General features: G+C 37.0%; 19 protein-coding genes. 12 read left to right on the forward strand and 7 right to left on the reverse strand.

What is annotated here, in order from left to right; genetic code table 11:
• Position 1: 1 nt before the first annotated feature.
• The 3 genes from R3F25_10140 to R3F25_10150 form a co-directional block, all read right to left on the reverse strand.
• The gene (locus R3F25_10140) at positions 2 to 1,138 is read right to left on the reverse strand and encodes a hypothetical protein (GenBank protein MEZ5497164.1); all 1,137 of its coding nucleotides are present in this window, start codon (positions 1,136 to 1,138) and stop codon (positions 2 to 4) included.
• A 339-nt stretch (positions 1,139 to 1,477) separates the two neighbouring features.
• Entirely contained in the window at positions 1,478 to 2,455 is a 978-nt protein-coding gene (locus R3F25_10145) for a restriction endonuclease subunit S (GenBank protein ID MEZ5497165.1), read from the reverse strand.
• Positions 2,456 to 2,603: 148 nt separating this feature from the next.
• Complete coding sequence (locus R3F25_10150) at positions 2,604 to 4,172, reverse strand: type I restriction-modification system subunit M (GenBank protein ID MEZ5497166.1); 1,569 nt, start codon at positions 4,170 to 4,172, stop codon at positions 2,604 to 2,606.
• A 125-nt stretch (positions 4,173 to 4,297) separates the two neighbouring features.
• On the opposite strand from R3F25_10150, the gene R3F25_10155 reads away from it, so the two are divergent.
• Positions 4,298 to 6,139, forward strand: coding sequence for a metallophosphoesterase (locus R3F25_10155; GenBank protein MEZ5497167.1), 1,842 nt, complete (start codon positions 4,298 to 4,300; stop codon positions 6,137 to 6,139).
• Between the two features lie 43 nt (positions 6,140 to 6,182).
• On the opposite strand, the gene R3F25_10160 is transcribed toward R3F25_10155, so the two are convergent.
• From R3F25_10160 to R3F25_10170, 3 genes are read right to left on the reverse strand one after another with little or no spacing between them, the layout of a single operon-like run.
• Positions 6,183 to 7,007 (reverse strand): hypothetical protein, encoded by an 825-nt coding sequence (locus tag R3F25_10160; GenBank protein ID MEZ5497168.1) that lies wholly within the window; start codon positions 7,005 to 7,007, stop codon positions 6,183 to 6,185.
• Between the two features lie 41 nt (positions 7,008 to 7,048).
• The gene (locus tag R3F25_10165; protein ID MEZ5497169.1) at positions 7,049 to 7,564 is read right to left on the reverse strand and encodes a hypothetical protein; all 516 of its coding nucleotides are present in this window, start codon (positions 7,562 to 7,564) and stop codon (positions 7,049 to 7,051) included.
• Positions 7,565 to 7,574: 10 nt separating this feature from the next.
• Positions 7,575 to 8,375, reverse strand: a complete 801-nt coding sequence (locus R3F25_10170; GenBank protein ID MEZ5497170.1) for an FkbM family methyltransferase — start codon at positions 8,373 to 8,375, stop codon at positions 7,575 to 7,577.
• A 201-nt stretch (positions 8,376 to 8,576) separates the two neighbouring features.
• Between R3F25_10170 and R3F25_10175 the strand changes: the two genes are divergently transcribed.
• The 7 genes from R3F25_10175 to R3F25_10205 all read left to right on the forward strand — a co-directional run bounded on the left by R3F25_10175 (position 8,577) and on the right by R3F25_10205 (position 14,604).
• Complete coding sequence (locus R3F25_10175) at positions 8,577 to 9,551, forward strand: sulfotransferase family 2 domain-containing protein (protein MEZ5497171.1); 975 nt, start codon at positions 8,577 to 8,579, stop codon at positions 9,549 to 9,551.
• A 115-nt stretch (positions 9,552 to 9,666) separates the two neighbouring features.
• Positions 9,667 to 10,995: a hypothetical protein gene (locus R3F25_10180; GenBank protein ID MEZ5497172.1), complete on the forward strand. Its 1,329-nt coding sequence runs from the start codon at positions 9,667 to 9,669 to the stop codon at positions 10,993 to 10,995.
• A gap of 5 nt (positions 10,996 to 11,000) precedes the next feature.
• Positions 11,001 to 11,411 (forward strand): YbgC/FadM family acyl-CoA thioesterase, encoded by a 411-nt coding sequence (locus tag R3F25_10185; GenBank protein ID MEZ5497173.1) that lies wholly within the window; start codon positions 11,001 to 11,003, stop codon positions 11,409 to 11,411.
• Complete coding sequence (gene tolQ, locus R3F25_10190; protein ID MEZ5497174.1) at positions 11,408 to 12,079, forward strand: protein TolQ; 672 nt, start codon at positions 11,408 to 11,410, stop codon at positions 12,077 to 12,079. Before R3F25_10185 ends, tolQ begins: the two co-directional genes overlap by 4 nt.
• Before the next feature lie 2 nt (positions 12,080 to 12,081).
• Positions 12,082 to 12,498, forward strand: coding sequence for an ExbD/TolR family protein (locus R3F25_10195; protein ID MEZ5497175.1), 417 nt, complete (start codon positions 12,082 to 12,084; stop codon positions 12,496 to 12,498).
• Between the two features lie 10 nt (positions 12,499 to 12,508).
• Complete coding sequence (locus R3F25_10200) at positions 12,509 to 13,324, forward strand: cell envelope integrity protein TolA (GenBank protein ID MEZ5497176.1); 816 nt, start codon at positions 12,509 to 12,511, stop codon at positions 13,322 to 13,324.
• Between the two features lie 95 nt (positions 13,325 to 13,419).
• Complete coding sequence (locus R3F25_10205) at positions 13,420 to 14,604, forward strand: pyridoxal phosphate-dependent aminotransferase (protein MEZ5497177.1); 1,185 nt, start codon at positions 13,420 to 13,422, stop codon at positions 14,602 to 14,604.
• A 76-nt stretch (positions 14,605 to 14,680) separates the two neighbouring features.
• Here R3F25_10205 and R3F25_10210 read toward each other — a convergent pair whose 3' ends face one another.
• Positions 14,681 to 15,313 carry a TonB family protein gene (locus R3F25_10210; protein ID MEZ5497178.1) on the reverse strand — a complete coding sequence of 211 codons (633 nt, stop codon included), beginning with the start codon at positions 15,311 to 15,313 and terminating at the stop codon, positions 14,681 to 14,683.
• 153 nt (positions 15,314 to 15,466) lie between these two features.
• On the opposite strand from R3F25_10210, the gene R3F25_10215 reads away from it, so the two are divergent.
• The 4 genes from R3F25_10215 to R3F25_10230 form a co-directional block, all read left to right on the forward strand.
• A complete protein-coding gene (locus tag R3F25_10215) occupies positions 15,467 to 17,224 on the forward strand; it encodes an acyl-CoA dehydrogenase C-terminal domain-containing protein (GenBank protein ID MEZ5497179.1) in 1,758 nt (585 codons plus the stop codon).
• Positions 17,208 to 17,456, forward strand: a complete 249-nt coding sequence (locus tag R3F25_10220) for a hypothetical protein (protein ID MEZ5497180.1) — start codon at positions 17,208 to 17,210, stop codon at positions 17,454 to 17,456. Before R3F25_10215 ends, R3F25_10220 begins: the two co-directional genes overlap by 17 nt.
• A complete protein-coding gene (locus R3F25_10225; protein MEZ5497181.1) occupies positions 17,440 to 18,312 on the forward strand; it encodes a type II secretion system protein N in 873 nt (290 codons plus the stop codon). The genes R3F25_10220 and R3F25_10225 overlap by 17 nt, the downstream gene beginning before the upstream one ends.
• A gap of 67 nt (positions 18,313 to 18,379) precedes the next feature.
• The coding region (locus tag R3F25_10230) for a hypothetical protein (protein ID MEZ5497182.1) at positions 18,380 to 19,186 on the forward strand (807 nt) is incomplete at its 3' end.

Genomic DNA, 19,186 nt, shown 5'->3' on the forward strand with positions numbered 1-19,186 from the left:
ATTATGCTACCTTAGTTAACTGGCTTACTTTTTCCAAAAAAGCGCCATAATCTTTTCCAAACTTCTCGGTTAATCCAACTAAAGTCTTTTCCAATTGACCTAACGACTCAGGTAATTGAGATTTCAATGCTTCATTGATTTCAGTCAATGATTTAGATTGTTCAGTAACTGATTCTTTAATGTTTTTGCTTAATTTATCGATACCTTTATAAGCATCTTCAATGCCTTTATCAAAACTACTAATACTGTCATTGAGCTTACTAATGATTTCCCACTTTTTAGCAAAGACTTTTTGTAATTCTTCACTGCTTTCTTTGTTGGCAGTTAATATTTGAGCAAGGTCTGAGTTAATTTGTTTGAAGGTCTCGGCATGTTGGGTAACTTTGGCTATTTGATTGTTATACAGCTCAACTTCCACCATCAAACCATTAACTCTTTTCTCAGTTTGAACCACATGTTCCTTGTAATTATCTTGCCATTGTACAAGTTCCTTTACTGCTTGATTCAATTCTTTGAAGTTTTCTCCAAATTGTTCAGTCAGGTTATTATTAAAATCCTTGATAACATTTTCTAATGCTGTAATGATTTCCTTTGTAGCACCTTCAGAAAGTTTGTCTAATGCCTTTTCTAGAGTTTCATTGGACTTTTTGAACTCATCCGTCATAATCTCTCTTAACTTCAGTTGTTCATCCCTACTTTCCATTCTGAAGTTTTTAATTTGATCAATATTTTCAGTAAATAACTCAGGTAAAGAAGACAGTTTATCCAACTTACTTTCCATTCCTGCCATAGGGTTTTCATCAGAAGCTATATTACTGAATTTCAATTTTTGCCATATGGTCAATATAATGGCAATAATCATACCCAAAATACTTGTAAGAAAAGCTATTTTCATTCCTTCTAAAAGCTTTGGTACACTACCTTTAATATCAATAGTGTTAAATTCCCAAAGTCCTAAAAAAATACCCACAAAAGTCCCTGTAATCCCAATACTCACCAAAGTACTTTTAAAGTCTTTGTGGTTATTCTTTCCCATAGAGGCCACATCAATTATTGTAAGAACAACCATAACAATTGAGATAACTAAAATTATCACTAGATTCAGTCCTGAGAACTGATTAAAGGTATCATTTTGCATTTATATTTTCCTCTCTAATTTTGTTGATAAAAATAAAAAGGGGGCTGACCCCTTAACTTTTATCAAACTTTCGACTCACACAAACATCCTCTGCAGTAGCCCTTTTTTAAATTGGGTGGTTTGGTTGATTTGTTTGGTTAGTTGGTTAATGGATTGATCGATTGCGGATAGGCAATCGGCTATTTTTTGTTGTTCTTGCAAAGAAGGAAATGATAATTGAATCTTTTTTAGATCACTTGCAAGAATATGCTTAACAGTATTACCTATAGATATCTTCCAAATTGATTTTCTACCCAAAAAGCTATAAAAATAATAAGTTATAAATTTTGAATAGAACTGTTATTGGTTTAGCAATTGAAGAGCATGACAATTAGAATCTTCATAATCTTTGGATACAACTGCACATTCTCCAACATGACCTGACTGAACCATCAAAATATCATTTTCTTTTAGTTGTGAATTTTTTTGCTTTGTATGAAATTCATCATTAATAAAAATCATTCCCTTATTATTAATGCTGTTTTTTTTAATATTTTTGCCTTGAATATAGCAAATTCCTGTTTCTCTATAGTGTGGCGTCGCAGTACCAACAAAACCATTTGTAACAACAGGGAAAGAGCTAATGAAAGACTTCTCTTCCCAGTCAGGATAATTGTTTGAGTTTTGAATGGAACACACCCCTGTTGACACACCCCTGACCCCTCTCGAGAGGGGACTGTTGGAGTCCGGTTTAAAGCGGATTTCTTGGTTAAATATCTTTTGCATCAGGCCTTTTTTGTAGGTTTCTAGGGCGGTTTTTTTTTGTTTGAGCAAGCCGATGCGTTTATCCACAGCGGTGAGGAAGTTGGCGATTTTTTGTTGTTCTCTTAAAGTTGGTTCATTGACTGAATAAGTTGATAATTGAGGGGCTGTTAGTTGGGGCACACCTGTACTTTCAATAAATAAGTTGATTTGATTTATCAAATATTCAAAAAATACAATATCAATATCATGTTTCGGTTTTAGAATAAGCAATCTAACAATTGGGTAAAATTTATGATCTCTTGCATGAGCTATTCCAATATTAACCCCTCTACCTGTTACAGTAATAACATTTTCATTAACCTTAAAAATATTTGAAAAACCATACAATCCCTTTGCTTTTTCAGCATTAGCATAAATTGGATAGGGAAACTCACTTGTTTTAATGTGGCTTACATGCGATTTTTTTATATCGCCCCCCGCTGTAATATTAAATACCTTACTTAAATTTACCTTTTTCCAATCATCATCAAATCCCGGAAACCTCAACTCTGGCACCAATTTTACATTATCCATTGATCCCTCCATGCGCTTCGCTTAGTCGATATGACAAGGGGGTGAGCGCTTCGCTTAGTCGAGATGACGGGGGAGTGTACACTTCGCTTAGTCGAGATGTCGAGTTTTTATTCCTTATTGTTAATTGCACATTGTTCATTGTTAATTGCTAAAACGGCGTCCCAATCCCCAATTCATCACAAAACTTTTGAATGTCCTTATTGATTTCATCCAGTTCTTTGTCCAATTGCTTTAACTCCATTGAAACGGCTTTTAAGTCCACCGGTTCTTCTTCCTCAAAGGTATCAACATAGCGTGGGATGTTGAGGTTGTAGTCGTTTTCGGCGATCTCTTCCAAGCTGGCGACATAACTGTATTTGTCTATGATTTTGCGGTTGCGGTAGGTGTCAATAATCAAATCGACATCGTCGTCACGCAGGACGTTTTGGTTGCCTTCTTTGATAAAGTGATCATCACCACTGGCATCGATAAACACCACTTTATCATCTGGCTGACGGTTCTTTTTCAGTACCAGAATACAAGTCGGTATGGAGGTGCCGTAAAAGATATTGGCAGGTAATCCAATAACTGCATCCAGTGCGTTCATTTCCTTAATCAGGTACTCACGAATCTCGCTCTCTGCCGCTCCGTGAAATAACACGCCATGCGGAAATACGGATGCCATGATGCCGTTGTCATCCAGCTGATACAGCATGTGGGTGAGAAAGGCGTAGTCAGCTTTGGTTTTCGGTGCCAGTCGTCCATAAGGGCTGAAACGGTCGTCGGAGTCGTTGAGCGGATTGGCGCTGCTTTTCCAATGAGCCGAGAATGGCGGATTGGCAACTACGGCTTCGAACTTTTGTTCGATGTGTTTAGGTTCTTCCAGTGTGTCGGCTTGCTGAATATCAAAATTACGGTAATGCACGCCGTGCAGTATCATGTTCATGCGTGCCAGATTGTAGGTGGTGCGGTTGAGCTCCTGACCGCAGAATTCTTCCACTTTTGCCTCGCGTGCCACCCGTAGTAATAACGAACCGGAACCGCAGGTCGGATCATAAACCGAACGCAAACGCTGTTTGCCGGTGGTGACCAGTTTGGCAAGAATTTTGGAAACCTTTTGTGGTGTATAAAACTCTCCGGCGGATTTGCCGGCTCCGGCTGCGAATTTAGCGATTAAATATTCGTAAGCATCACCCAGTACATCGGATTCGACGTCTTCCAGTTTGAAATCTATCTTGCTGAGGAAACCGAGAATTTCCACCACGATGTCGTTGCGCCGCGCGACGGTGCGACCGATTTTATTGGACTGCAAATCGAGGTCTTCGAATAAAGCGTTGAAATCCTCTTCGGATTCGGTGTTGCGGGTGCTGTTCTCGATGTGATTTAAAACCGCTTGCAAATCGTCCAGGATGTAGTTGGATTCACCCTCGACCCGGGACTGACCTTTGGCAACCAGAACCTGAAACAATTCCGCAGGAGCAAGAGAATAACCGAGTGTGAGAACTGATTCTTCTTCTATCACTTTGAGCGTGTCTGTATCGGTGATTTGGGTGTATTCGGTGATGTCTTCGCCTTTCAGCAGATCATTGGCGTAAAGATGTTGTTTCTCAGAAAGGTATTTGAAAAAGATGAAGCCAAGAATGTAATCCCGGTAATCATCGGCACTGATTTTGCCCCGCAGCAAATTGGCAATGCCCCAAAGCTGGGTTTCGAGGTTTTTTTTCTGGTCTTCGGTCATGGGTTACTTAACTTTTTGTCTTTCCAATAATATACCTTATTCCTCATTAATTTACAAAATGGTTTTTAGCTATGTTCGTTTTAAAATTTATTTGTTGGGTGATGATTTTCAGATATTTTTTTTAAATGAGCGTTACTATTATTGTTATTATTTCTAATTTTGCATTAGAATTAGCTGACATTTTTAAACCAATGACCATGAACAATTTTAAGTTATTTTCAATTCTTGTTTTATTCCCTTTTTATCTGCTTGCTGATGGAATCAAATCCGATGCTCCAATTAGTAAACCGTATAAAGACAAATTTATGTTTCTGATTAATTCAGATCCGCAGATGGGTGATCAATTTACTGAGAAATCAGGTCTGCAGGTTTTGAATGAGTTATTGGAAATGTTTGTTTATGAGACTAATTCACGAAAGTTAAAAGATAAACCCGATTTTGTGGTCTGGAATGGTGATTTGGTGTGGGATGCCTATCAAAATGCTTTTGATAATTTCCAAAGGATTGTTGCAAAAATGAAAATCCCTTCCGTTTTGGTTCATGGCAATCATGATGGGTATGACGATGATCCTAAGTTTCTTAATTTGCAAGAGAATATATCTGGTTATCGACAACTCAATTATTCTTTTGATTATGGAAAATGGCACTTTGTAGTGATTTCTGCTCAGGAAAAATATAATAAGGATGAACAAAAAAAAGAGTTGCTTGATTGGCTTGATGATGACTTAAGAAAGAACAAGGATAAACAGACGATGATGTTCATGCATTATCATATTTTGCCTACCGGACTCAGTCAAATGGAGTTTTATACCTATTTTCCGGTGAGTTTTAAAAATAAACTTTTGGACACTATTACAAAATATCAAAATGTCAAATATGTGTTTTCAGGTCATGTGCATATTGGTATCAAAGCTTCCATAAAAACTGCAAGAACTTACAAAGGAACAAATTTTATCTTGGCTCCAACACCGGTTTTTGCCAGACCATTTGGAGAAGAGTATCCCAAATTTGATGAAAAAGGCAGCAGATATGACAAAATGGGATTTTATTCTGAAGTGCATGTGAATGGCGATGAAGTAGAAATTGTTGGTAGAAAAATCTACAAAACTCAGAAAGTGAAATATCCGAAAAAGTTTAAAAAATTTGACGAAAACGAAGATATCAGAGCTTTTGTCCCGGAAGGTCAACTGGAGTATAACGAGAAATTGTTAAATGGTGACTTCTCAGATGGTTTAAATCATTGGAAGTCAAGTTGGCGTTACCAAAAGGACAAGAAACCGGCATTTAACAATTATGTTGAAGACGGAAAAAGCATCCTGAATTATCAGGCACCTTATGGTTCCTGGACTACTGATGAGTATCTTGAAAACTACCAATCCGTTAAATATATTGAAAATCAATTGTTAAACATTCAGTTCACTGTTTCTGATAGTAAGCATAAGGGATCCGGTGGATATTTCAGAGTTTTTGCATATAGTAAAGCCGGTGATTTATTGGGAGTATTGCTGATTCACTGGGGAACTCAGGAATACAAGGTGAGATTTATGCCACAGTCTTGGGCATATAATGCTTCCGGGGATAGATTAGGGCATCTATGGCTTGACCAAAAGCTAAAATTGAAAGAAATGCTCAGTTTTAAAATCAATCCGGATTTTAAAAAAGTAAATGAACTTGATATCAATCTGAGCAGTTTATTTAAGGAGTTTGGAGAATCTGTCAATGTTTCTCAGATAAATCATGTAACAATGGCTTATGGTGTTTGGGGAAGAGTGAATCAACGTGGGAAAAAATTTGCCAGATCATTGCATGTCAACAAGATTCAACTGAGTCCAGTTGATGATAAATCAAACTTAATTCCTGCAAATGTCACTTTGAACAACGAACCGATGACAAAGGAAAAAGAATTAGATTTCAGTTATTTGTACAAGAGCGAAGAATTTAAAAAACGCACCGGTAAGCGTCAATAATAATAACTCCGCTCAATCATTTGGAACCATCTGATTCTATTTGTTAATCAACTGGTTTCATTAATGCTGTAACACTCAGTGATGTGAGATTGAGCTTGATATCGTTTTTTCTCATTTCTTTCGGTGCAATTTGTCCGATGATTGCATAAACTTTTTCTGGGTCTGCTTTAAAGTTGAACTGTATAGTTTGACTATCTGTTTTCACACTATGTTTGATGAATTTTGTAAATAATTCCGTCTTTTGTTTTATTTCCATTGGATATTTTCCGACAACTTTCCAGTTGATTCTGCCTTTGTGTTTCTCCAATTTGTAATTGATTGAAATTGAAACATTGCCGGCACCAAAGTACACAAAATCAGTAAAACAGAAGTTGGCTCTATCGAGTTTTATTGGATTTTTATTGCTTTCATTGGTCCGAAAAGTAATATGATCATCCAGATAAAGTCTAGTGTTTTTGTTCAGTGAATAAAAAGGATCGAGGTTTCTTCGACTGCTGTATAAATTTTTAACATTATTCAATAAGCGTTTTTTTATAAATTCTGCTGATTGTTCCAGACCATTCACTTGAAAAGAGGAGGGTGTTGATTCTTCTGATGGTGATAATACAAAACAACAAGAAGTATAAGGGACACCTTCTATATCCAGAATTGCGGCCGAAGCTAACAATTTCTCCATATTTTTGCCACCGACAAGCGGCCTTACGAAGGCTCTGGGGACATTAAGTCTGTTTTCTTCACACCCGGCATCAAATATTGGCAGAGTGTTGAGACCTGATTCAATAAACAACTGTTTAAGATAATCAATATCAAACTTATAGTTTCCTTTGTTTGGTATGGTGCTATGGTTATACAGGAATTCGGTTGTCATAACATAGACACCATCTTTTTTGAGAACTCTTTTAACTTCTGTTAAATGCTTAATGAAATCTTCTTTGTGCCCGATGTGTTCGACTGCACATGAGGAGTAACAAAAGTCGAGAGAATTTGACTCGATTTCGATAAGTCTCTCATATCCATTTCTTGAGCTTTTAGATTGTCAAGTCTGGAATTTTTCGGTGCATTTCTTTTTAAAAAGTCAATTGGCTGCTCATTCGGATTCATTTTGGCGGTATCCCAGCCGGTATTCCATGAATACAAATCAGTCGCAAGAAATGATTTTACATAGGGTAAAACATGGTAAATTAATGGCTCTTTACCTGCTCCAAATGATGCTCCTACAGAATTACCATCCAATTTCCCTTGTTGGATTAAATTTATAAATATCGCTACAAATTCCCATTGTTTGCGATGATATGAAGCATTGCCGGAAAAAATGTTTTCCAATACATATTTAAACTCCTGTTTTGACCAATCTTCAGCGGCGCATGTTTTTTGCCAGTTATGAGTGATGTTGATTTTTGAGTCTAATTGTTTAATTTCTGACATAATTACCCTTTTATTTCTTATAACCTTTTAAAATAATGTTCCCATGACGAGTATTTATTAATTTTTGTTTATCTATTTTATTGGCAACACCTACTTTAGCTAACAACTCAATGGATTCAAAGGAGTCATACAAATAGTCAACATATTTGTCAAAATCATAGCCTCTGCTTTTGACGAATCTTGGTGACCATTCGGCAATGATAGTGCAATAAGGGTTATTTTCTAAAATATGGGTTGCACCTTCTAGTATAAAAGGTTCTGATCCTTCCGTATCTATTTTAATGACTGATATTTTTTCATTGTTATTTTCCAGAATTTTATCGAGTTTTTGGAGTTTGACTACAGTTTTGTTATCGTTTAAATTTACTTTTTCATGCGTTACTAGACGTCCGCCTCCGTGTTCAGCTGTATCCCATGTTAGTTCCAGCTCTCCATCTGAATTAAAAGCAGCAATGTTGATGGTTTCACATCGTTTTCCAAAAGAGTTAACTGATACAGAAGTCTGCATCATGTCATAAATGACAGGATTGGGCTCCAATGCGTAAACTTTGCCTTTAGGACCAACAATCTTGCATCCTAAGAGTGTGAAGTAACCAATGTTAGCTCCTACATCAACAAATACTTCATCAGAGTTAAGATGCTCATTTATTGCCCACGCAACTGCTTTTTCATAGACTCCATGGGAGATTATTTTTAAGTGCTGGTTATTTCTGGTATCAATTAAAATTCGGCAACCATAATTAGTCACGGTCACGGCTCTGAAATTACCTAAATAGGCATAATTGACGACGTCTCTATTAAAGTTAAACATGTTTTCCATAGGATTTTGTTTGATGATGGTTGTTATGATAAATAATTAATTGCGGAGTGTATCGTACACTATTTTATTTTAAGTTGTGAATCTAATTATCATAATTGCATAATCAATTATAGGATTGAACATGAGGTTGTTCTTATAAAACAAATAAGAATCAGTTAAAATACGCTAAATTTCAAAAATAATAATTAGTTAATGAATTCTAAACCAAAACAGTATGAAATTAATTCTGTTGACATTGAAAATTGGTTTGCTCTCCCAATAGAAGAGAGAAATCGTCTCAATAATGAAATAATTGATGAAGTCATATTACCTTGGAGGGTGATGGTTCGACGTTCAAAAAAACATCCTTTGCCTGGTCTGGCAGGGTTTCATTTAGTGTTCTTCCATATTCCAAAGACCGGTGGAACTACTTTAGATTACCTAACGGCAAAAAATTATCGAATTGATTATGTGTATCAGGTTAATGCTCCCGCATTCGATCAACATGTTGCCGGAGTTTATAAAAACAATCAGATGTTTAGAGTTTTGATGGGTCATTATGAGTTGAATGATTATTTTTACCAACTTTTTGATAGACCTAAAATGGCTCAATTTACTATGCTGCGTGAGCCGGTTAGTCGAGTAATTTCCTATTATGATTACTTACGCACTTCGCCAAATCATCCAAAATATAATATTGCAAAGGATTTGAGCTTAGAGGAATTTGTAATCAATCCTGAAATTGATGAAATGCCAAATGGTCAATCGTTTCGCATTCTTGGGCTTCTGAGAGACAGCACTTGGAAAAAAGTAAAAAAATCTGAACAACAGTTGATAGATGAATCTAAATTTCAGCTTGAAAAAAGATTCACGTTGTTTGGACTAACAGAAATGTATGATCATTTCTTGTTGATGGCACAAAGAGGTTTGGGTTGGAAAGATATATTTTACAAGAGAATGAACTCTTCCAAAGTCAAAACAGATAAATCCACAGTTTCTGATGATACTATTCAATTGATTAAAAAACAGAACAGAGTTGATGTTGAATTGTATGATTTTGCTAAACAGTTGTTTATGAAGAGATTTGAGCAAATGGGCTTGACCGAAAAAATGGTTGAAACTTATAGAGAAAATAACAAAAAATATACTGACTTATTGAACACACAAGTTCAGAGTACAATTGCCTAAAATGCACTTAATTTCCGTCAGAAAACAATTTTTGAATTATAGTAATTTATTTAAGCAAATGTTTAGTGATTACTATCAACAGGAAAAGTATAATTTTTGGCTTGTTCAATTTCTGATGGCGATATCCACCATCTCCGGAATATTCTGGATCAGCGGATTGATAGTTGGGTTAAGTAGCTATCAAAATATTATTGAAGAACTATCAATTAAACAACAATTGCTTTCATGGCTATTTAGCCTTGATGTCTGGCAGTGGTTATTGATTCTAGTAATTAGTGGTTTGTTGTCAGCTTTCACATTTATCGCATCCATCAAAGTTGGGGTTAATTCCTCTCTCAAGTATCAAAAGTATTTAGCATTCCGTTGTTTAAATATAATTTCAGATAAAAACCATCAACATTGGATAAATACATTTCAAGGAATGCATCGTCAAAACTTGCAAAGAATTTTAAGGCAAGGAGTTCAATTGTCAGGTTTGGTTTTAAGAAGAGTCAGTCGTGCATTTATTTCGCTGTTGATTTTCTTTGCTGCAATTGTTTTTCTATGGATATTGGATTTTCAGTTATTGTTGTTGTTATTCCCATTGTCAATAATATATTTGATAGTTCTCTATTATATCAACCGACATGCATCACGAGTTTCTACTGAGATGAATCATTTACAGCCTGATTTTATCAATAAATTCAGACAACTAATTGAAAATTTATTGAATGACAAAATTCACTTGAGTGACGGTGATTTTGAAAATAAGTTTCATGATTCTCAATATATGAAAATGGCGAAATTAAAATACCAAAGGCGCCTTGTTGATATGCATGTGGTTTGGTTAAATTCTATTTTTTTGATTTTAGGTGTCGCAGCTATTGTCATATATTTTGTATATCTAAACTCAGCGGAAAGAGTTGACTGGGGACATTTATTGTTTTTTTTAATCGCATTGAAATATGCGATTGACAGTTTGCAACAAGTTTCATCAGCATCAGTAGCCTTTAGTCGTTTCATGCCTGAAATATCACCGGTTTATCAATTATTGGATATAAATGAGAATGAAGATATACCTGTAAAAGAGATTAAAGAAAGAAACTCAGTTATTTATATTGACTCCAGATATTTTGAAGAATTTGAGCAAAGATATTTTTTCCAGTCATTGAAGTTCTCAGGAGAGTTTGTTTCTATTGATGAAATTAAAAAACAAGGCATACAAAACTGGTTTAAAAAAAATATTAACACAAATTCTCCAGTGGTGATTTATGAAAACAGACTTGAGAAGTTAAAGACATTTCTGAATTCAAATCGAGAAAAAATGTTAGATGGGTTATTTAGCTATTATAGCTACACATTTGATAATATTGGCATTCAGCCAATAAAACTTGATGAGTTGCTGAATTATAAAAGGCAAAAATCATTTGATGACATGATTGATGATTTGGAGGATATTGGTTAATTTTTATGAAAAAAACATATGAAAACAATTTCAGATACCGCGTTTATTACGAACACACCGATGGTGGTGGTGTGGTTTATCACTCCAGATATTTGAACTTTTTTGAGCGTGCGCGGACTGATTGGTTAAGAGAACGTGGAATTATCCAGTCAGTATGGCAGAAAGAACATAATTTAGTCTATGTGGTAACAAAAGCAGAAATTCAATTTAAAAAACCCGCTCGCATGGATGATTCGTTAACAGTGAGTTGTGAAATGACAAAATTACGAAGAGCCAGTGTGGAGTTTTATCAGGAAATGCATAATCAGGATGGAGTATTACTTGCAACTGTTAGGTTAACCGCAGCTTGTCTTTATGCGGATAGCTTTGCTGTCAGAAGTATTCCACAACAATTAACAGAGGATTTAAGTCAGTGAATCAAGATTTTAATTTTATCGAACTTGTAATGAATGCCAGTTTACCGGTAAAAGGCGTGATGTTATTGCTGGTGATGGCCGTAGTAGCATCGTGGTGGATTATTTTTGCCAAATGGATGAGTTTGAAACAAGCCAGTATTTCTGCAAAAAAGTTCGAAGAAACATTTTGGTCCGGTGTGGACTTGCATCGTTTGTATGAAAAGTTAAGCAAAGAAAAAGGCAAATCCTCTGGGATGGAGCAAATCTTCGAATCCGGTTTTCGTGAGTTTTTACGCACCAGAAAAATGTCGCAATCAGATGCCAAAGCAACAGAGTCAGCCGATCGTTCCATGCGAATTGCTTTAAATCGTGAAATTGATGTACTCGAAAGCCATTTGCCTTTTTTGGCAACAATTGGTTCAATCAGTCCATATATAGGCTTGTTCGGAACAGTTATAGGCATAATGATATCATTTCATGCACTTTCAAATGTCACGCAAGCAACGATTGCATTGGTTGCACCAGGGATTTCAGAGGCACTGATTGCAACAGCTATGGGCTTGTTTGCAGCAATTCCGGCGGTTGTTTTCTATAATAAATTCAATGCAAGAGTTGAGCGTTTATACAATCAATACGATATTTTCAAGGAAGAATTCTCCAGCATTCTTCATCGACAAACCGGAAGTTAACGATGCGTAGAAAAAGAAAAGCCGTTGCTGAAATCAATGTGGTTCCCTATATTGATGTGACGCTGGTGCTATTGATCATTTTCATGATTACGACACCGTTACTTAATCTCGGGGTTGATGTCAGTTTACCGGAATCCAATGCCAATACTGTTACTATTGAAACTGAGCCTGTTATTATCAATATTGACGAACAAGGTAAAATGTACTTAAGCATTGGCGGTGAATTCGAAAGCATTGATGAGGAGCAACTCCAAATCAAGCTGGCTGCTTTTATTCGTGCCAATAAAGATATGCCAATACTGATTGGAGCAGATAGAAAAGTGGATTATGGTCGTGCCTATGAAGCGATGGTCGTGGCTCAACAAGCCGGTGCGGATAAAGTTGGTTTGATTTCTGACCCTGTTTCCATGGAAAAATAATTAAACGAGAATGATAACTGCTAAAATCAAATTGCTTGCAAGTTTATACACGATTGCATTGCTTGGCAGTATCGTTGCATTGTTGTTGTTTGGTGGATTCAGGTTCAAATCTCCGGTTATCAAAGGCAAAGTTATACAAGCCACGGTAGTTGATATATCTCAGTTACAACCTAAAAAAGTTAAAAATACACCTCCAAAAAAGAAAGACCTGGAAATAAAAAAAACGCAGCCTGAGGTCAAAAAATCCGAACCTCCAAAGGAAAAAACCAAAGAACCCCCACCAGTTAAAAAAGATCCCCCGGTAGAAAAGAAAATAGAACCGGTTGTTGACACGAAAGCACAGGAATTAGAACGTAAAAAACGTCTGGAACGTGAAAAGAAACTAGAAGAGATTCGACAAAAACGGAAAGAAGCCGAGGAAAGACGTAAAAAAGAAGAGGAAAATCTGAAAAAGCTGATTGAACAAGAAGCCAAAGTCGAACAACCCGAAGAGCAATCAACACCTGTTGCCCATCAAAAAGGTCAAACAGATGATGAACAATTGAATCAACTGATGGTTCAGTACCAGCTTGCTGTGATTTCAGCTGTACAAAGGCAATGGAGTATCCCGCCGTCAGAAAACAAAAACCTGCTCTGTCATGTCAAGGTCAGACAAACCCCCGGAGGTTTTGTTGTTGATGCAACCATAAGCTCGCCCTGTAATGCTAACTCTGTTGTCAAACAATCAATAATTGCTGCTATCAAAAAAGCGGAACCGTTACCCTATAAAGGTTTTGAGAAAGTATTTAGTCGTACTGCGACGTTTATTTTTGAGCCAAAAGAATAGCCACTCCAGTATAATTCGAGTTACTTTTTCTAATGTTCTTGAGTTTCAATTCTATGCTTGTAAGATACGCATATAATCAAACTTTGGGATAGACAATGACAGATTTTGTTTCAGACTTAGTAAAAAAGGTTAAACCTTCAGCAACGATTGCAGTGAGTATGAAAGCTGCTGAATTACGCAGAGCAGGTAAAGATGTTATTGGCTTGGGAGCAGGGGAACCCGATTTCGACACGCCTGATCACATCAAACAAGCTGCCATTGAAGCTATTAATAATGGTCAAACCAAATATACGGCAGTTGATGGAACGCCGGAACTGAAACAAGCGATTATCGGTAAATTTAACCGAGAGAATGGTCTTGATTTTGCCGCAAACCAAATACTGGTCTCTTGTGGAGCTAAACACAGCATTTCCAACTTACTCTCAGCAGTTCTAAATCCGGGTGATGAAGTCATAATTCCGGCTCCGTATTGGGTTTCTTATCCCGATATGACTCTGCTCGCAGGTGGTGTGTCTGTTATTGTTCCAACCAAACAAGAACAAAACTTTAAAATCTCACCTCAACAGTTAGAAAAAACCATTACAGATAAAACGAGGTTGATAATTCTCAACACACCAAGCAACCCAACAGGAAAAGCCTATCGCAAGGAAGAGCTTCAGGCTTTGGGCGAAGTTTTGCTGAAATATCCACAGGTCATGATTGCCACCGATGATATTTATGAGCATATTTATTGGGGCGAAGAAGAAATCACCAATTTGGGGATTTTGTTCCCTGAAATGATGGATCGAATGGTCTTTATCAATGGTGTTTCAAAAGCCTATGCAATGACCGGTTGGCGTATTGGTTATGCTGCCGGACCGGTTGATGTGATAACAGCGATGCGTAAAATCCAATCTCAAAGCACCTCCAATCCGTGTTCGATTTCTCAAGCAGCTTCAGTTGCCGCATTAAATGGTGACCAAAACTGCCTTGAGCCAATGAAAAAGGCTTTTAAAGAAAGACATGATTGGTTAATTGCAGCATTGAATGATATTCCGGGTTTTTCTTGCATCGAAGGTGAGGGGGCGTTTTACGCTTTCCCGAATGTTGAAGAAGCTATGTCAAAAATTGATGGAATCAATAATGATGTGGATTTTTCGACTTGGTTATTGGAAAACGCTGAGGTGGCTGTTGTACCAGGGACTCCGTTCGGTGCACCCGGTCATGTGCGTTTATCTTTTGCGACTTCAATGGATAATCTGCAAAAAGCCATTGCTAGAATCAAGAAGGTTTTGAGTTGAATCAATAGGGTCAGACACTTGAGTGTCTGACCCTATTGATTTTCGTTATTACTCAGGATGACATAGATTTATTTAATTACTCATCCAACTTAAATTCATAAGTTTTCACAGCCTGCTGTGAGATGGCTTGTCCATCAACTTTCATCGGTTTAAATTTTGATTTTAATAAAGCTTGTTTAATCGATTGGTCGAATACTCTTTTAGGTTGAGAGTCTAGGATATGAATATTTTCAACGCCTCCAAATTCGTTTACGGTAAATTCAACTTTAACCCAGCCTTCAATCTTATCCTGCATTGCAATTACTGGATATTTAGGTTGTACCGGTAGAATTTCTGTGAGTGAATTTGACTGAGCCACATCTCCGGGTTCTGTGCCGACAGGACCTTCCAATACTGGTTTATTAAAGATGTTATCAAAAGTGGACCTGTTATTATCATTGGGGTTGACTTCAATTCCCGGACCATCCCCATCAACAGTGAGATCTATGGTTGGAGGAGCTGGCGGTTGTTCTGTAACTTCTCGTTCCGGCACCACTCTTGGGGGAGTTGCTTTGGTCTCTGGTGCTTTCATTTCCTGAATCATACTGAAATCGACCATTTCAATATTTGAACTATTGAATTTGGTTGGTTGGGCGATAAGCACAGCCATTAACAAAAACGTAAATAACGAAAAAAATACTGCTGCCAATGATGATGTTGAATATCTCATAATCTCTCTCTCAAATTATTGTAAATATTTCCCTTACAACAACCCTTCAATCATTGTGACTCGAGTTTCTCAATAAAAGTTCAGTAATTATTTAATTCATACGTTTGTTTGATTATAATATAAACTTGTAATTTACCATTATGCGAGACTAATATGCCAATGATTCCTGCTCCAGTTAAAGATATTCAATTTGTAGCCGAACAATTATTCAATTTGGAAGAACATTATAAAAAATTACCGGAATTCAGCGAGATAGATGCTGAAACCTTTGAAACGATTGTCGATGAGGCTTCTAAATTTTTGTTTGAATATGCAGCTCCGTTGAATCGAAATTCCGATGAGCAAGGATGTCGAATTAAGGATGGAAAAGTCACACCTCCTGATGGCTTTGTTGAACTTTATAAGGCTTATTGTGAATCCGGCTGGTCGAGTTTGGACGGAAATCCTGAATATGGCGGACAAGGTTTGTCCTATTGGTTACAAACAATTGTCGGAGAACTCAATACCTATTATTGTCCCGGCTGGTCGAATTATCCGGGTTTAACTCATGGTGTTCGTGAATTGTTAGAGCATTTTGCCAGCGACGAAATCAAATCTAAATATTTACCGAACTTAACCACAGGCGTGTGGACAGGAACAATGTGTTTGACAGAACCACATAGTGGAACCGACTTGGGAATGTTAAAAACAGCAGCGTCACCTCAAGACGATGGGACTTATAAAATTAACGGCACGAAAATTTTTATCACATCCGGGGATCATAATTTAACTGAAAATATCATCCATCTGGTTTTGGCAAGAATGCCGGATGCACCCAAAGGAACTAAAGGTATTTCACTATTTTTAGTTCCAAAATTATTAAATGGCGAGAGAAATCCTGTTGGACCTGCCAGTATTGAGCATAAAATGGGTCTGAATGGCTCGGCAACCTGCGTAATGAATTTTGATGGAGCAACCGGATATTTAATTGGCGAAGCCAATAAAGGTCTGAATATCATGTTCACAATGATGAATGGTGCGCGTTTGAATACCGGTATTCAGGGTATGGCGGTTTCCAGTGCATCGTTCTTGGGAGCTTTGGAATATGCTCGCGAAAGATTGCAAATGCGGTCACTGACCGGAGCGAAATTTCCTGAGAAATCAGCTGATCCGATTATCGTTCATCCCGATGTTCGTAAAATGTTATTAACACAAAAAGCTATTTCCGAAGGAAATAGAGCTTTAACTTATTTCACCACTCAACAAATTGAAATATCACGCTTTTCGGACAATGAAGAAGAAAGACAAAAAGCCGATCAGGTGGTTGCGATTTTAACTCCAATTGTGAAAGCTTTTATGACGGAAACGGCTTTAGAAGCCACTAATTACGGTATTCAGGTTTTTGGTGGTCATGGTTACATTTCTGAACACGGAATGGAACAGCTTTACCGTGATGCCAAGATATTCACACTTTATGAAGGTACAACCGGTATTCAGGCACTGGACTTGTTAGGACGTAAAATCATGCAATTCAACAAAGGTTCGTTAGGACCACTGGCAGATATTGTGAATGAATTTGTTGAGAACAATCCTCAGAATCCTTATTCCGAAGAATTATCTGGACTGATGAAACAATGGCAGGAATTAATTGTCGAACTCACTGGTAAATCCATGAAAAATATGGATGAAATGGGTGCAGCATCTGTTGATTTCCTGATGTATTCCGGTTATGTTTTGTTAGCCTATTTCTGGTCACAAACCTATCAGGAAGCAGAAAAAGGTGGAAGATTCGGACAATCGTTTTATAATGGTAAGATGAAGACTTGTGAGTTTTATTTCAAACGTATTTTGCCTAGAGCTCAAACTCATGTAAATACCATGCTCAGCGGAGCCGAAAGCCTGATGGATATTAAAGATGAAGAATTTTACTAAAAAGAATTGCATCAAATGCCTGTTTACATTGCTTATTGTAGCATTATTTTCGGCGTGCACCGAAGAACCAAAAGAAGAAATAAAACAACCTGAAAGTCAACCAAAACAACTATCTGAAGATAATGTTTTAAAAGGTTACCAAGATCAAATGCAAAAAGCCAAGGACATGGAAAAGAAAATTCTGGAAGACGCTGAGAAACAGAAGAAAGCCATAGATGATCTCACAAAGTAATAAAAATCTGATTCTGGAAATTATCAATTGGACAATTATTGGTCTGATTGTATTGTTGTGGATTAAATTTGCACTTTTCAAAGATGATAAGTCCAATCTTCAAACCAATGGTGTACAAGTTGCTAATTCATCATTTCAATCATTCAGCCAGTTGAATGATCCAATTGCAAAATATCATGTTTTTGGGTCAACAGAAGTTTTATATGATGTGCCAATCGCGCAAAATCAAACATCTTTAAACTGGACGCTCAATGGCACCATGAGTGGTGGTGAGGGCAATCAAGGCGTGGCATACATCAGCAACTCACAAGGAATACAGCAAAAATTCAATATTGGCGATAAAGTTTTTGATGTCGCAACTCTTGAAGAAGTGCATAAATCCTACGTCTCCTTTCGCCATAACGGTAAACTGGAAAGATTATCTTTGTCAGAAAATACCAACTCCACAAGTTCCTCATCTGGTTCTGCCACTAAATCATTGATTCAGAACAAACCGGCAACACCCAGTTACATGAAGCATTTGAACGGAGCACAGCAACGAAACTGGCAGGAAATGCTCGATCAACAAAAATTCGACCCGAACAAAATCTCATCCGTTGTCGGCAATATCAACTTGGTTACCAACCAAGCGGGTCAGATTCAGGGCTTGAGAGTGTCGAATTTAGCTGATGGAAACCTGCTCAAAAAACACGGTTTGCAATCGAATGACATCATCACCGCAATCAACGGCAATCGCATATCAGGCAGTAACCTGACAACCATTCGCCAAACCTTGCAACAAAACCCAAACGCTACGATTACTTTTAAACGTAACGGAAAGGTTCAAAATATACAGGTTAATATTTCAGATTTGTAGATTTACAACTTTGAAGATTTTTTGTTATACTTTTAAAGTTATTGTTCATTGAATTATATTAAATCCCATGAAAAACTTAATTTTCTTTCTATTAGTCCTTTCCTTTAACTCTTTTGCAAGTGGCATTGCTCCGCTTTGGGTTCTCAATCCAGATATGCCTGACACCGGTTGGTATTTTGATGGTTTTGAAGAAACATATCAGGGGGCTTGGGGTGTGAACTGTGAGAATCAGATTGTAAACTTTAATGCATCGGGTACTTTCATGTTTTGCTCGCTTTATACACATGATTCCACCGGTGTTCCGGTTTGGTACACTTTCTCAGGTGAGTATATCCCCAATGAAGATGTTTATGCCTGGCGTGAGGGTAGGGGATTAATGGGTACTTTGACATCACCTTTGTACCACACCGCAGGTGCACCTTGTATTCCTTGTGGCAATACTCCTAATAGTGGTGCGGTTACTACTCAAAAAGGAACAGTTGTGATGAAATGGCTGACTCCAATTCGTGCTGAGATTACGGTTAACAATACCACTTTAACAGTCTCAAGAATGCGTTTTCATGATGGTTTACATAAACGCAATATTGATTTTGTAACACAAGGTTGGTGGCAGGTTTATTGGCAATATGATAGTGGTAATTCAGAAAGTGGTCAGGCAACTTATTATTCAGATTACAAAGGAGTTGTTCAATTTGAAAAAATGGATAGTAAACAGTTTGAAGGTACTGTTTTATATACCGAAAATTCAGTTTATTATGTCTCTACGGATCGTCCTTATGTTGAATATTATGGTGGTACTATTTACAGTGGTGGTCAGTATCCATCAGGACGAAGAATCGCTTTGATTTATAACCCTGATAGTGGTCGCACCATT

The organism is Gammaproteobacteria bacterium (genome assembly GCA_041395445.1).
GTDB lineage: Bacteria > Pseudomonadota > Gammaproteobacteria > Xanthomonadales > Marinicellaceae > NORP309.